This window comes from Novosphingobium sp. BL-A-41-Hi4A-0G (assembly GCF_055521735.1).
In genome coordinates, this window is sequence record NZ_CM145501.1 from 3,177,628 (window position 1) to 3,192,000 (window position 14,373).

Annotated in this window: 11 protein-coding genes; 7 read left to right on the top strand and 4 right to left on the bottom strand. The window is 64.6% G+C overall.

The genetic code is table 11. The annotated features are described in order from the left end of the window. Positions 1-71: 71 nt before the first annotated feature. The 6 genes from ACZ1JX_RS15415 (at position 72) to ACZ1JX_RS15440 (ending at position 7,294) form a co-directional block, all read left to right on the top strand. The gene (locus tag ACZ1JX_RS15415) at positions 72-431 is read left to right on the top strand and encodes a hypothetical protein (RefSeq protein ID WP_465124394.1); all 360 of its coding nucleotides are present in this window, start codon (positions 72-74) and stop codon (positions 429-431) included. Positions 432-438: 7 nt separating this feature from the next. Next, a complete protein-coding gene (gene sciP, locus ACZ1JX_RS15420) occupies positions 439-738 on the top strand; it encodes a CtrA inhibitor SciP (protein WP_465124395.1) in 300 nt (99 codons plus the stop codon). Between the two features lie 346 nt (positions 739-1,084). After that, the gene (locus ACZ1JX_RS15425; protein WP_465124396.1) at positions 1,085-2,254 is read left to right on the top strand and encodes an efflux RND transporter periplasmic adaptor subunit; all 1,170 of its coding nucleotides are present in this window, start codon (positions 1,085-1,087) and stop codon (positions 2,252-2,254) included. A gap of 9 nt (positions 2,255-2,263) precedes the next feature. Next, the gene (locus tag ACZ1JX_RS15430; protein ID WP_465124397.1) at positions 2,264-5,443 is read left to right on the top strand and encodes an efflux RND transporter permease subunit; all 3,180 of its coding nucleotides are present in this window, start codon (positions 2,264-2,266) and stop codon (positions 5,441-5,443) included. A gap of 115 nt (positions 5,444-5,558) precedes the next feature. Beyond that, positions 5,559-6,764, top strand: coding sequence for a DUF445 domain-containing protein (locus ACZ1JX_RS15435; protein ID WP_465126435.1), 1,206 nt, complete (start codon positions 5,559-5,561; stop codon positions 6,762-6,764). Between the two features lie 5 nt (positions 6,765-6,769). Then, on the top strand, positions 6,770-7,294 hold the full coding sequence (locus tag ACZ1JX_RS15440; protein ID WP_465124398.1) for a GNAT family N-acetyltransferase: 525 nt from the start codon (positions 6,770-6,772) through the stop codon (positions 7,292-7,294). On the opposite strand, the gene ACZ1JX_RS15445 is transcribed toward ACZ1JX_RS15440, so the two are convergent. The 4 genes from ACZ1JX_RS15445 to ACZ1JX_RS15460 all read right to left on the bottom strand — a co-directional run bounded on the left by ACZ1JX_RS15445 (position 7,278) and on the right by ACZ1JX_RS15460 (position 12,639). Further along, complete coding sequence (locus tag ACZ1JX_RS15445) at positions 7,278-8,954, bottom strand: ATP-binding protein (RefSeq protein ID WP_465124399.1); 1,677 nt, start codon at positions 8,952-8,954, stop codon at positions 7,278-7,280. The two genes, ACZ1JX_RS15440 and ACZ1JX_RS15445, sit on opposite strands and share 17 nt — an antisense overlap. Positions 8,955-9,115: 161 nt before the next feature. Beyond that, positions 9,116-10,759: a chaperonin GroEL gene (gene groL / locus ACZ1JX_RS15450; protein WP_465124400.1), complete on the bottom strand. Its 1,644-nt coding sequence runs from the start codon at positions 10,757-10,759 to the stop codon at positions 9,116-9,118. 49 nt (positions 10,760-10,808) lie between these two features. Continuing rightward, positions 10,809-11,096 (bottom strand): co-chaperone GroES, encoded by a 288-nt coding sequence (gene groES / locus ACZ1JX_RS15455; RefSeq protein WP_144904692.1) that lies wholly within the window; start codon positions 11,094-11,096, stop codon positions 10,809-10,811. 166 nt (positions 11,097-11,262) lie between these two features. After that, positions 11,263-12,639: an MATE family efflux transporter gene (locus ACZ1JX_RS15460; protein ID WP_465124401.1), complete on the bottom strand. Its 1,377-nt coding sequence runs from the start codon at positions 12,637-12,639 to the stop codon at positions 11,263-11,265. A 163-nt stretch (positions 12,640-12,802) separates the two neighbouring features. Here ACZ1JX_RS15460 and ACZ1JX_RS15465 point away from each other — a divergent pair, with 163 nt between their 5' ends. After that, positions 12,803-14,278, top strand: coding sequence for an ATP-binding protein (locus ACZ1JX_RS15465; protein WP_465124402.1), 1,476 nt, complete (start codon positions 12,803-12,805; stop codon positions 14,276-14,278). Positions 14,279-14,373: the final 95 nt, after the last annotated feature.

Consider the following 14,373-nt stretch of genomic DNA (forward strand, 5'->3'; position numbering starts at 1 on the left):
CCTTGCTCCATGAACAAAAGCTAAATTGCTCCTTTACCGGACCTTAGCCATCTCCTGCCTAGAAGCGTGGCATGGACATGAGCTTCAACGATCCCGGCGGATTTGCCACAGGAGAGGGCGCCGTCGGGCTGCGCCCTTTAACGTGGCACGGACTGTGCGCGCGCATTTCTGCCGCCCAGGATCTGCGCCGGGCACTCTCGGCTGTCGGGGCAAGCTCTGGCGCAAGTGCGCCGGGCAGCTCCGTTCCTGCCACCGGGAGTTTCCACCGGCAGGCTGCCGCGTTCATCGCATCGGGAATTCCGGGCGTTCCGCCGCACCTGAGCGCGGGTGAACACATCGTTAACCCAAACTCTTCAGCGAATGGCAAAGCGAACCCGGGCACACCGGAAGACCTGAATACAGGGGTGCGGTCCAGCCGCGCCGAAGCATGAGATTCCTATGATCGAGAACCAGAAAATCCGTCCGGCACAAGTGATCGGCCCGCTCGGAGAGCCGCTGACGATCGACAGCCTGCCGCCGCCGAACACAACCCGCTGGGTCGTTCGGCGCAAGGCCGAAGTCGTGGCGGCGGTCAACGGCGGACTGCTGACGATCGACGAAGTCTGCGAACGCTACGGCCTGACGCTCGAAGAGTTTGCCTCGTGGCAGCGAGCGGTTGACCGTTCGGGCATGCAGGGCCTGCGCGTGACCCGCATCCAGCACTACCGCGATCTGTACGAGCGCCAGCTCAAGTACTGATTGCGCCAACCAGCTCCATCCGCAACGGTCGCTTCCACCCGGAAGCGGCCGTTGTTCTTTTGGGCGTCTGTTCTGCACCGCCCGGTCATTGCACAGCGGCATCCTTGCTGCGGCAAAAGCGTTACAAAAAGTTACAGGTGCAAGAAAGACACGGTCCTGAATTGGGCATAAGTCCTTCGTCGAGACGGAATTGCACCTCGTCGGAAGCAGGTCTATTGCATCGGCTTGGCCTGCCAATACGGCGGGGCCGCGTGTTTGCGGCGAGTGCGTTGCGGATGTGACACACCTACTCGAGTTTTGAAGGGGCCGGCCCTCGCCCCGCCAAGGGACGAAGGCAGTGACGAACATGAACTACGAAACGACCATCAATGCCGAAGGACCGCTTTCGCCCCAGTTTTCGGGAGACGAGGGCAGGCCGGGCAACACACGCCGCTTCTGGATCATCGGTGCGCTTGTCGCTGCCGTTGTGGTCGCTGCATGGTTCCTGATGCACCGTGGCAGTGATGCAGGTGCAGGCGACAAGGCAGCGCAGGCGCAGGTCGTGACCGTGGTGGTTCCGGGCGCGACGACGATCACAGGCACGATCACGGCCAGCGGCACGATTGCGGCCCGTCGCGAAATGCCGGTCGGCGTGGCAGGCGAAGGCGGACAGATCGTCAGCGTACTGGTCGACGCGGGCGATTGGGTGAAGGCAGGGCAGGTGCTCGCCGTCATCGACCGCTCGGTGCAGAGCCAGCAAATCGCGAGCCAGGCCGCCAACGTCGAAGTCGCAGCCGCCGATGCACGCCTCGCTCAGGCCAATCTCGACCGTGCGCTCAAACTGGTCGAGCGCGGGTTCATTTCGAAGGCTGACGTCGACAGGCTGACCGCCACGCGCGATGCCGCCGTTGCCCGGGTCCGTGTGGCGCGGGCGAGTCTCGGTGAACTGGGTGCGCGTGCGGCGCGGCTCAACATCGTTGCACCTGCCGCCGGTCTCGTGCTGACCCGTGCGGCAGAGCCGGGCCAGATTGTCAGCCCCGGCAGCGGCGTGCTGTTCTCGATGGCGCGCGATGGACAGATGGAAATGCAGGCCCGCCTTGCCGAATCCGATCTCGCCAGGCTCGCGGTCGGCGCCTCTGCCAAGGTCGTCCCGGTCGGCTCCGAGCGCACGTTTGACGGCCAGATCTGGCAGCTTTCCCCAACCATCGACCAGACTAGCCGCGAAGGCATTGTCCGCATTGCCCTGCCTTATGACCTTGCGCTGCGTCCGGGTGGCTTTGCCACGGCCACGCTGGCTTCGGGCACCGTGACCGCGCCGCTTCTGCCTGAATCGGCGATCCTGAGCGATGACAAGGGTACCTTCGTCTACGTGATTGGCAGCGACAACAAGGCCGAGCGCCGCCCTGTAAAGACCGGGGAAGTGAGCGCACGGGGCATTACGGTGATCGAGGGGCTTTCGGGTCGCGAGCGCGTGGTGCTGCGGGCCGGCGGCTTCCTGAATCCGGGCGACAAGGTCCAGCCGGTCGTTCAGAAGTAAGGGCTGGCGATGAACTTCCAGAACATCTCGGCCTGGTGCATCCGCAACCCGGTCGTCCCCATCGTCCTGTTCATCGGGCTGACGCTCGCGGGCATTGTCTCGTTCATGGGGATGAAGGTCCAGGACAACCCGGACATCGAGTTCCCTGTCGTCATCGTCCAGATCTCGCAGCCCGGTGCCGCGCCGACCGAGATCGAGAACCAGATCACCCAGCGCGTCGAATCTGCCGTCCGGTCGATTGCCGGCGTCGACACGCTGACTTCGACCGCGTCGGAGGGCAGCAGCCAGACGCAGGTCCAGTTCAAGATCGGCCAGGACATCAACGCGGCGGTCAACGAGGTCAAGAACCAGGTCGACCAGATCCGTTCGGACCTGCCTGAAGGCATTCTCGAGCCGCAGGTGTTCAAGGTCGAAACATCGTCCAACCCGATCGCGTACTATGCTGTCGTGGCCGACGATATGACCATCGAGCAGCTTTCGTGGTTCATCGACGATACCATCGCCAAACGTCTGTTGACCGTGCCGGGCATGGCCGAAGTCAGCCGCTCTGGCGGGGTCAATCGCGAGATTGCCGTCACGCTCAACCCGGCGAAGATGACCGCGCTTGGCGTGACTGCAAGCCAGGTCAACGCCGCGCTGCGACAGGTCAATATCAACGCCGCGGGCGGCAAGACGGAAGTTGCCGGATCGCGCCAGTCCGTGCGCGTGCTGGGCAATGCCAAGACGGCCTATGACCTCTCGCAGACCGAAATCTCGCTCTCGGGCAACCGCACCGTGCGTCTGGCCGACGTCGCCGATGTGCGCGATGCCTACAGCGAGCTCACTTCGGTCGCGAAGTTCAACGGCAAGGGCGTGGTCACCTTCTCGTTCTCGCGCGCTCGCGGGGAATCCGACGTCTCCGTCTATGACGGGGCGCTGGAGGAAATGAAGAAGATCGAGGCGGAGCAGGGCGGCAAGATCCACTTCGAACTGCTGTTCACCTCGGTCACCTACACCAAGGACCAGTACCGCTCGTCGATGAACGCCATGGTCGAGGGCGCGGTGCTCGCGGTCGTCGTGGTGTTCCTGTTCCTGCGCGACTGGCGTGCGACAATCGTTTCGGCGCTGGCCATTCCGCTTTCCTCGATCCCCACGTTCTGGGTTCTCGACCTGATGGGCTTCACGCTCAACCAGATGTCGCTTCTGGCCCTCGGCCTGGTTGCAGGTGTGCTGGTGGACGATGCGATCGTCGAGATCGAGAACATCGTCAGACACATGCGAATGGGCAAGAGCGCCTATCAGGCCGCCATTGACGCGGCCGACGAGATCGGCCTGGCGGTGGTGGCCACGACCTTCTCGATCGTCGCGGTGTTCTTCCCCGTCGCGCTCATGCCCGGCGTTTCCGGCCAGTTCTTCAAGAACTTCGGCCTGACTGTGGTCATTTCCGTGCTGTTCTCGCTGCTCGTCGCGCGCATGATCACGCCGATGGTCGCGGCCTACTTCCTGCAGGCCCATGGTGAGGCCGAGCATGGCGGCGGGCCGTGGATGGACAAGTACATGAAGGTGCTGGGCTGGTCGCTCGACACTTCGAAAGCCGCGGCCTACCGCGCCGAGCATCCGCGCCGCCGTTTCCGCGCGCGCCTGCGCGATCATCGCATGTGGATGATGGGCATCGGCATAGGCGCATTCGCCCTGACGATCGTCATGTTCGCCTCGATCCCGGCACAGTTCTTCCCCGATGCGGACAGCGATTCCAGCACCGTGACCATCGAAATGGTGCCGGGGACGACGCTGCAGCAGACCGAGCGCAAGGTTTCGGAAGTCGTATCGCTGCTGGCAAAACAGCAGGAGGTCGAATCGCAGCTTGCTTCGGTGCGCGAGGGGCGGGCCAATATCTACGTCAACCTCCGGCCCGATCGCGTGCGGACCAGCCTCGATTTCGAGCGCGAGCTGACCCCGCAGTTGCAGGCGGTCCCCGATATCCGCGCGAACTTCCAGGCGCAGGGACCAAGTGGTCCAGGTGGCGGTTCGGGACGCCCGATCAGCATCATGCTGGCGGGGTCGGATCCGGAACTGCTCCAGAAGACCGCGCAGACGCTGGTGGACCAGATGGGCACGCTGCCCCTGCTGGTTGCCCCGCGCATCAGCGCCGACTTGCGCCGCCCCGAAGTGATCATCAAGCCACGGCTTGATCTTGCGGCCAATCTCGGCGTGACGACACAGGCACTCAGCCAGGTGATCCGCATCGCGACGCAGGGTGAAATCGACCAGAATAGCGCGAAGTTCTCGCTGTCGGACCGTCAGGTTCCGATCCGCGTGAAGCTGCCTGAATCCTCGCGCCGCGATCTTTCGACAATCGAGAATCTGCCGGTGCCGACAGCCTCGGGTGGCTCGGTGCCGCTATCGCGCGTGGCAGAGATCGGGTTCGGCTCCGGTCCCACCCAGATCCAGCGCTACAACCAGAGCCGCCGCGTCTTCGTTGGCGCCGACTTGCGGCCCGGCGTGGTCAAGGGCGATGCCATGGCCGCCATTGCCAAGCTGCCGATCATGAAGAACCTGCCGCAGGGCGTTTCCAACACGGCGGCCGGTGAAGACAAGTTCCAGGCCGAACTGATGAAGAACTTCGGCATCGCAGTGGCCTCAGGCATCCTGTTGGTGTTCTCGGTTCTGGTGCTGTTGTACCATCGCTTCATCTCGCCGCTGGTCAACATGGGTTCGCTGTTCCTCGCCCCGCTGGGCGGTCTGCTTGCGATCTGGCTGTTGGGTGAGGCCCTGTCGCTGCCGGTGTTCATCGGCATCCTGATGCTGTTCGGCATCGTCGCGAAGAACTCGATCCTGCTGATCGACTTCGCGATCGAGGAAATGGCCACAGGCAAGGACAAGCTCGCCGCCATTACCGAGGCCGGCCACAAGCGCGCGCAACCGATCATCATGACGACGGTCGCGATGGTGGCGGGCATGATCCCGACCGCCGTTTCCGTCGGCGGCGATGGCGGATGGCGCGCGCCGATGGGCATCGTCGTGATTGGCGGGCTGACTCTGTCGACCGCGCTGACCCTGCTGATCGTTCCGGCAGGTTTCAGCCTTGCCGATGGCGTCGAGAAGCGCATCGGACCATGGCTTGCCCGCAAGGTTCTCGGCTACCAGCCGAACGACCGGGCGGACTCCGAGCGGAACGAACCGGTGCGCGAGGCATTACCGGCGGAGTGATTGCAACAACGCCCGAGCCAGCCGGGGCAAGACTCCGGGCCAGCGCGGATTTCACCGCATGACGTCCGGCCGCCTTGCTTCTCGACCTGCAGGCCCGGTGGATCGGGCGCGCCGGATGCGGGTAGTGGCAACATCCCTGCTGCTGGCCATGGCGGTGGTCTACGCTCTGACCCGGCGTTACGAAGGCCTTCATCCCGCGCTCGGCTTCGTCCGCGCCTTTGCCGAAGCCGCGATGGTGGGCGGCCTGGCTGACTGGTTTGCGGTCACCGCGCTGTTCCGCCATCCGCTGGGCCTGCCGATCCCGCACACCGCGATCATCCCCGAGAACAAGGACCGCATCGCCGAGACGATGGCGGCGTTCCTGCAGGCCAACTTCCTCACGCCGCAAGTCGTCGCGCGCAGGATGGGGGCGGTCAACGTTGCCGCAGCCGCTGGCACTTTCCTTGCCGATCCCCGCACCGGTGAGAGCCGATTGCGCGACGGTGCGGCAGGACTGCTGGCCGACGTGCTGGAATCGCTCGATCCGGAAGAGCTCGGCGGCCTCGCCAAGGGCGCCTTGCGGGCGCAGCTGGAGAAGATCGAACTCGCGCCGCTGCTCGGCCAGCTGCTCGGCGCGGCGATTGCCGACGGGCGGCACATGCCGGTGATCGAGAGCCTGATCCGCAAGGCAGCCGAAACGATTGAGGCCAACGAACCGCTGATCCAGGCCACCATCCACGAGCGTGCCAACACCATCCTGCGCTGGACTGGCCTCGACGAGAAGCTCGCCAACGCGATTCTCGACGGGCTCTACAAGCTGCTGGCCGAAACGCTGGTGGTCCGCGACCATCCCCTGCGCCGCAAGATCGAGGAAGGGCTCGAAACCCTCGCGCACGATCTCGTCCATGATGCAGAGATGCGCGCGAAGGTCGAGCGGATGAAGCACGAGGTTCTTGCCAATCCCGCATTCGGACGGTGGCTCGACGGTTTGTGGGAGCGGGGTCGCACGCGCCTGCTGCAGATCGTGCGCAATCCGCGCGGGGCGCTGGGCGGACAGTTCGGCGCAAGCCTTGCCGAGCTTGGTAGCGCGCTGAAGGATGACGTGCGCCTGCAGCGCGTGGTCAATCGCTTCGCCCGCCGGACCATGGTTGGCGTTTCCACGCGCTACGGTGCCCAGATCGTCAGGCTGGTGTCCGAGACGGTCAAGCGCTGGGATGCGCGCACGGTTACTGACCGGATCGAAGGTGCGGTCGGTCGCGACCTCCAGTTCATCCGCATCAACGGCACGCTAGTCGGCGGGCTCGTTGGCCTCACTCTCCACGCACTGGATCTTGCGCTGTGACTCCCGTGATCGAGACAACTCGCCTGACGCTTTCCGAACCCGGACGCGAGGACTACGTGCTCCTGCGCGATCTGGTGTCCGATCCGGAAGTGCACCGCTTCCTCGGCCCGCGGCCGGAAGACCCCACCACCGACATGTTCTCGCGGGCCTTGCGGGCGGCAGGCTCCTGGCATTTCTACGGCTACGGCCTGTTTCTTGCGCATGAAAAGGCGACCGGGAGCTTCGTCGGACAGTTGGGCGTGTTCCACTCCATGCGTGGCTTCGGCAAGGGCATGGACGACGTGGTTGAAGCGGGCTGGATCGTTGCGCGCGAGCACTGGGGCAAAGGCTTTGCGCGCGAGGCCATGGAAGCGGCGCTGGCCTGGGTCGAGAAGATGCATGGCATCACGCGGGTCGCCTGCATGATCGAGCGTGGAAACGATGCCTCGGTTGCACTGGCGGAGCGGCTCGGTTTCGTCAGATACGGCGAGCACGAGATCGCCGAAGACGTGGTCGTCGACCTGTTCGAGAGGTTCAGCCCTCGGGGTTGAGCCCTCCGTCACCACCAAGCAGCTTTGCGGCGCGGCGCTGAAGCTCGTCGATGGGGAAGGGCTTGGTCAGGACGTCCACCCCCTGCTCCATCGAATCCTTTTGCAGGACCACGCTGTCGGCATAGCCGGTGACGAACAGGACGCCGAGGCCGGGGATGCGGCGGCGGGCCTCGTCGGCGATCTGACGGCCATTGAGCCCCCCGGGCAGACCGACATCGGTGATCAGCAGGTCGATCCCGTCCTGACGGTCCAGCAAGGCCAGTGCCGCCGCGCCATCACTGGCCTCGATGCAGTTGACATTGATCAGGCCCAGGCCATCGACGATCATCATTCGGACAGTCGGCTCGTCGTCCACCACCAGCACGGTTGCGCCCGGTAGCGCATGAGGCGAACGGCGCGAACTCGCAGGAACGGGTGCCTCTGCCTCGGCATCGTGGCGCGGGAGGTATATGCGCACTTCCGTGCCAAGCCCTGGCGTTGAACGAAGGCGGACCAACCCGTTGCTCTGCCGGGCAAAGCCGTAGACCATCGAAAGGCCAAGGCCCGTACCCTGCCCGGTAGGCTTGGTGGTGAAGAACGGTTCGAACACGCGGTCGAGGTCTTCGGCCGGAATGCCGACGCCTGAATCGCCGACCGTGATGGTCACATAGTCGCCCGCAGCAAGGCCGCGCTTGTCGGCTTCCTCGTCACACAGCGTGACGTTGAGCGTGGAAATCGACAGGCGGCCGCCATCCGGCATGGCATCGCGGGCGTTGATGCACAGGTTGAGCAGCGCATTCTCGAGCTGGTTGGCATCAACCAGAGCAGGCCAGAGCGCAGGGTCAAGTTCGGTCTCGACCGTGATTGCCGGCCCCATGGTGCGGCGCACGAGATCGATGAAGTCCTCGACAAGGCGGTTGGCAGGCGTGGCACGCGGGGAGAGAGTCTGGCGCCGGGAGAAGGCCAGCAGGCGATGGGTCAGCGCGGCCGCACGCTGCGCGGCCCCGAGACCGGCTTCGACATAGCGCGGAACCTCGCCGGTCCGGCCCTGCTCCACGCGGCGGCCGATCAGTTCGAACGAGCCGGTGATCCCCGCGAGCAGGTTGTTGAAATCGTGCGCGAGGCCACCAGTCAGTTGGCCCACAGCCTCCATCTTCTGCGCCTGGCGCAGTGCGCTTTCTGCAAGCTCGCGCTGTGCGAGAGCATCGGCAACCCTCTGTTCGAGCGTTTCGTTGAGCTGGTGCAGTTTTCCTTCCGCACTGACACGTTCAGTGACGTCCTTGAACAACACCGCAACGAGCCGGTCCTCGAAGCGGCCGATCCTGAAGGATGACACTTCAAGATAGCGACCAGTCGCCACCAGTTCATTGCGGAACCGGATCGGCTCACCAGTATGGAGGACCTTGCCGTAGAAGGCGATCCAGTCATCCGCCTCGTCCGGAACCATTTCGCGCAAGTATTGGCCCACCACATTGGGGATGCCGGTGTGACGCTCGTAGGCGGGGTTGGCGAGGACATGGACGTAGTCGCTCAACGGTCCATGCGGACCATCGACGAACTCGATCACACAGAAGCCGTCTTCCATGTTTTCGAACAGGATACGGTATATCTCACGGTCGATTGCCGCGCCTCGGGAAGGACCCGAGGCCGGGAGTGTCGCTGCCGCAAACCCGTTCTTCACGGGTGGACCGGGGCCGGAGTCGTATCGCAGGCACAATTCATCGCTTGCCAAACGCAGTCCGTCGCGTCCGGTTCCCGGAATACTTTCTGCCCGGTGAACGAAAAGGGCCGGAAGGATTGCTCCCTCCGGCCCGATTTCTGTCAGCGAGAGCTGGCTTGGACTTAGAAGTCCATGCCGCCCATGCCGCCCATGCCACCACCCATCGGCGGCATCGCGGGCTTGTCGTCCGGACGTTCGCTGATCGCAGCTTCCGTGGTGATCAGCAGGCCCGAGACCGAAGCTGCGTCCTGAAGCGCGGTGCGCACGACCTTGGTCGGGTCGATAACGCCAGCGGCCTTGAGGTTTTCGTAGACGTCGGTCGAGGCGTTGAAGCCCTGGTTCTCGTCATTCTCGCGCAGCAGGTTACCGGCGACAACCGCACCGTCGTGCCCGGCGTTCGCGGCGATCTGACGCAGCGGGGTCTGGATCGCGCGGCGCACGATGTCGATACCCTTGGTCTGGTCGTCGTTGGCGCCCTTGAGGCCTTCGAGAGCCTTGGTGGCATAGAGCAGCGCGGTACCGCCACCGGGGACGATGCCTTCTTCAACGGCTGCGCGGGTTGCGTGCAGCGCGTCGTCGACGCGGTCCTTGCGCTCCTTGACTTCGACTTCGGTCGCACCGCCGACCTTGATCACGGCAACGCCGCCAGCAAGCTTGGCCAGACGCTCCTGCAGCTTCTCGCGGTCGTAGTCCGAAGTGGTGACTTCGATCTGCGCACGGATCTGCTCGACGCGGGCCTTGATGTCTTCGGCAGCACCGGCGCCGTCGACGATCGTGGTGTTGTCCTTGTCGATGGTGACCTTCTTGGCCTGGCCGAGCATGGCGAGCGTGACGCTCTCCAGCTTGATGCCGAGGTCTTCGGAGATCATTTCACCAGCGGTAAGCGTGGCGATGTCGCCCAGCATGGCCTTGCGACGGTCACCGAAGCCCGGAGCCTTGACGGCAGCGATCTTCAGGCCACCGCGCAGCTTGTTGACGACGAGCGTTGCGAGCGCTTCGCCTTCGATGTCTTCGGCGATGATGAGGAGCGGACGGCCCGACTGCACAACCGCTTCGAGGATCGGCAGCATCGCCTGGAGCGACGAGAGCTTCTTCTCGTGGATCAGGATGTACGGGTTTTCGAGCTCGACCGTCATCTTTTCCGGGTTGGTGATGAAGTAGGGCGAGAGGTAGCCGCGGTCGAACTGCATGCCTTCAACGACATCGAGCTCGAATTCGAGGCCCTTGGCCTCTTCCACGGTGATCACGCCTTCCTTGCCGACCTTCTCCATCGCCTCAGCGATCTTGTTGCCGACTTCAGCGTCGCCATTGGCCGAGATGATGCCGACCTGGGCGATTTCGGCAGAGCCGGTAACCGGGGTCGAGCGGGCCTTGAGGTTCTCGACGACCTTGGTCACGGCGATGTCGATGCCGCGCTTCAGATCCATCGGGTTCATGCCGGCGGCAACCGCGGTCATGCCTTCGCGAACGATCGCCTGAGCCAGAACGGTCGCGGTGGTGGTGCCGTCACCGGCTGCGTCGTTGGCCTTCGAGGCCACTTCGCGCAGCATCTGGGCGCCCATGTTCTCGAACTTGTCCTTGAGTTCGATTTCCTTGGCGACCGAAACGCCGTCCTTGGTGATGCGGGGTGCGCCGAAGCTCTTGTCGATCACGACGTTGCGGCCCTTGGGGCCCAGCGTGACCTTCACGGCATCAGCGAGAATGTCGACGCCGCGCAGAATGCGTTCGCGGGCGTCGCGGCCGAACTTTACGTCCTTGGCAGCCATGATGTGTTCCTTTGAATTTCTTGAGTGGAGTTCAGGACAGCAGCGTTGATCAGCCGATCACGCCGAGGATGTCCGATTCCTTCATGATCAGCAGATCTTCGCCTGCGACCTTGACTTCGGTGCCCGACCACTTGCCGAACAGGACGCGGTCGCCGACCTTGACGTCCATCGGGGTGATCGTGCCGTTTTCGGCGCGCGCACCGGTGCCGACGGCGACGATTTCGCCTTCAGCGGGCTTTTCCTTGGCGCTGTCAGGAATGATGATCCCGCCAGCAGTCTTTTCCTCGGCTTCGACGCGGCGTACCAGCACGCGGTCGTGCAACGGACGGAACGACATGGGTTTCTCCCTCTTCCATACTAAAAAACGGGGCTTGGCACTCTCAGGTGGAGAGTGCCAGCGGGCGGGATATGGGAGCAGGCCTGAGGGGCGTCAATGGTCTTGCGCGAGATTCTTTTCACGCTGATGAACAGATCGACTGCCAATCGTTGGGGCGCCCGTCCGCTCAGGCGGGAAGCAGGCCGAGCCTTGCCCTCATGCTCCAGCGCCAGTGCAGCAGCGCGGCAACGAAGATCAGGCCGACCAGCAAGCCGATCCACACCCCAAGGCCGCCGATGTCCGTGAACAGACCCAGCCACAGCGCGGTGCCGACACCGGGCACCCAGTAACCGAAGATCGCGATCAGCATGGGCACGCGCGTATCCTGAAGGCCGCGCAACTGGCTGGCGCCCACCGCCTGCGCTCCGTCGAACAGCTGGAAGGCAGCCGCAACCATCATGTATTGTACGGCCAGCACGACGACGCGCGCATTCTCGGGCGCTGCAGGATCGATGTAGAACTTCAGCAATTCCAACGGGAACAGCAGCATGATCCCGGCCGACAGCGCCATGAAGCCGATGCCGAGCTGCGTGGCGACCCTTCCGGCCAGCGCAATCGCCGCGTTGTCGCGCGCGCCATAGGCAAGGCCGACCCGGATCGTTGCCGCCTGTCCGACGCCGAACGGGACCTGGAAGGCGATGGCTGCGAACTGCAGCGCCAGCGTGTGCGCGGCAAGCTCGACTTCGCCGATGCGGCCCATCGCGAAAGCCGCGCCATTGAACATGCCTGCCTCGGCAATGATCGTGCCGCAGATCGGCAGGCCGATGCGCAGGACGTCGGCAAAGCGTTTCCATTCCGGCTTCCACCAGCGTCCGAAGAAACGGTAGCGACGCAGGCGGCGGTCGAACTGGATGACGAGCACGAAGGCCGCCAGCATCGCCGTACTCGTCACCACGCTCGAGATCGCCGAACCGAGCAGGCCCAGTTCGGGTGCGCCAAGGTGGCCGAAAACGAAGATCCAGTTGCCGAGCGCATTGATCGCCACGGCCATGCCGGTGATCGCCGTGCCGATGCCCGGCCGCCCGAGCGTTGCTACCACCGTGCGCAGGAGCGCGGCCAGCACCGCAGGAATGGATGCCCACATCAGCACCTGCAGGAAGGGGACCGCGCGGGCAATCACGCCGGGGTCCTGCCCGGTGATCCGCATCAGCGTTCCGCCCAGCATGCAAACGCCCATGGCGACCAGGGCCGCAAGAAGCCCGGCCCAACCTGCCATGCGCACTGTGCGGCGGACCTCGCGAACCGCGTGGCGGCGGCTGCCCAGCTCGGCGGCAATCAGGGGGGAGGCCGCGCCAACGAGACCGGTCATCGACCAGATCAGCAGGCCAAACAGCGACACCGAGAGCGAGGATGCGGCAAGGGCTTCGGGCCCCAGCCTTGCGACGAAGACAACGTCGACCGCGAAGACCGCCATCTGCAGCAGGTTGGCACCGACGAGCGGCGCGGCGAGCCGCAGCATCGCGCGCATTTCATCGATCCAGCGGTGGGGCGGCTTCTCGAACATCGTGCGGGGCATAGGGCGGGCCGCGCGACAAGGGAAGGCGTCTTCGAGTCGGGCGTCGACCGGTCCAGCGCGACGATTCTCGGGTGGTGCATCAAGTGCAACTTGTGCGACGGATAGCGGCAAGCCTCTGATTTGCGACGTTTTGTCGTTACAAATGTCACAAATGATGTCCACGGTGACGCGGCGGTTGACCGCCCTGCAAGGTGGTGACAGCGTCCCCGCCATGGAAGGAACCGCCGATCTGGCAACCCGGCCGCGCGTGGGGCGAAAGTCGGGAGGGCAAGCGGCCGGTGGCTGGAGCCGCCTGCGCGCCTTTGTCGAGACACATCCCCCCCACGGCCCGAACCTGTCGCGCCTCGCGGTCCGGGCGGCGACGCTGCTGCTCGTGCTGGCGGCGGTCCAGGCCGTTGCAAGTCTCGCCTTCTACGATGTGATCGACAAGGAAACGCTGCGCGAGGACCACGCACGCCGCGTGGCCGAGCTGCTGGTGGTCAGCAATCGGCTGCACGAGCTAACGCCCGAATCCCTGGGTACCACGATGAGCACGAGCCATCTCGAGGTCGCACTTGCCGATCGGCCGCAAGCGATTCCGGGTCGCGAAGAGGAGGGCGTGGAGGAAATTCGCCGCTATATCCTGCGCTGGGAGCCAGATCTTGGGCGGCAACGGATCATGCTGGGGCTCGAACCCTCCCGTTTCGGCTACGGAAATCTCGTCGGGGCCATGCAGTTGTCCGATGGGCACTGGCTCAATTTCCGCTCGCGAGACGTTACCTCGGGCTGGCCGATTGCCCTGCGCGCGACCATCCTGACCCTGATCACTGCGGTGGTCGGCTTTGCCTTGGCGCTATGGTCTCTGCGCATCATCACCCGTCCCTTGCGCGAACTGACCGATGCAGCCGACGCCATCGGCATGGGCCAGGTGGTTCCCGTGCGCGAGAGCGGGCCTGACGATCTGCGCAGCCTCGCCCGTTCGATGAACGGAATGCAGGCGCGCATCGCCGGAATGCTTGAGGATCAGGCGCGCTCCTTCGAAGCGATCAGCCACGATCTGCGTACCCCGCTTTCGCGCGTTACCATTGCCGCAGACCTGATCGATGACGCGGAGATCGCAGGTCTTGTCCGCGACGCCACGCACGAGATGGAAGCGATGCTGATGTCGCTCCAGCTCTACCTGCGGGCGCAGCACCTTGCCGCCGAGCCGTTGACGATGGACCTCGGCCTTGCCGTCACCGATCTGGCGCTGGGGACATATCACGGGAAGGTGGATGTCGATGTCGCGCCCGGTGCGGTGGTGCGGACATGGCGCGAGCCGCTGCTGATGGCGCTGCGTCCGCTGGTCGAGAACGCGGTGCATCATGGCGGCAGCGCGCGGATTGCGGTGCGGCCCGATGCCGAAGGGCGCTGGACGATCACCATTTCGGATTCGGGGCCCGGCATTCCGGAAGACCAGTTCGAGCGCATCCTCGCCCCGTTTTATCGGATCGACGAAGCCCGCGCGCGAGATACCGCCGGCTTCGGCCTTGGCATCCCCACGGCACACCGTTTGCTGCAGCGCTTCGGCGGCGCGCTGTCGTTCGCGCGGGCCGAGGGTGGGGGGCTGTCGGTTACCGTGCTGGTACCGCAAGCGCCGGACGCCTGATCGGCTGTCGACCTGACGCACTGAAACGAAAAAGGCGGAGCCGAAGCCCCGCCCTTCCCATCCGCGAACGCTTCAAGACGCCCGCGAAACCTGCA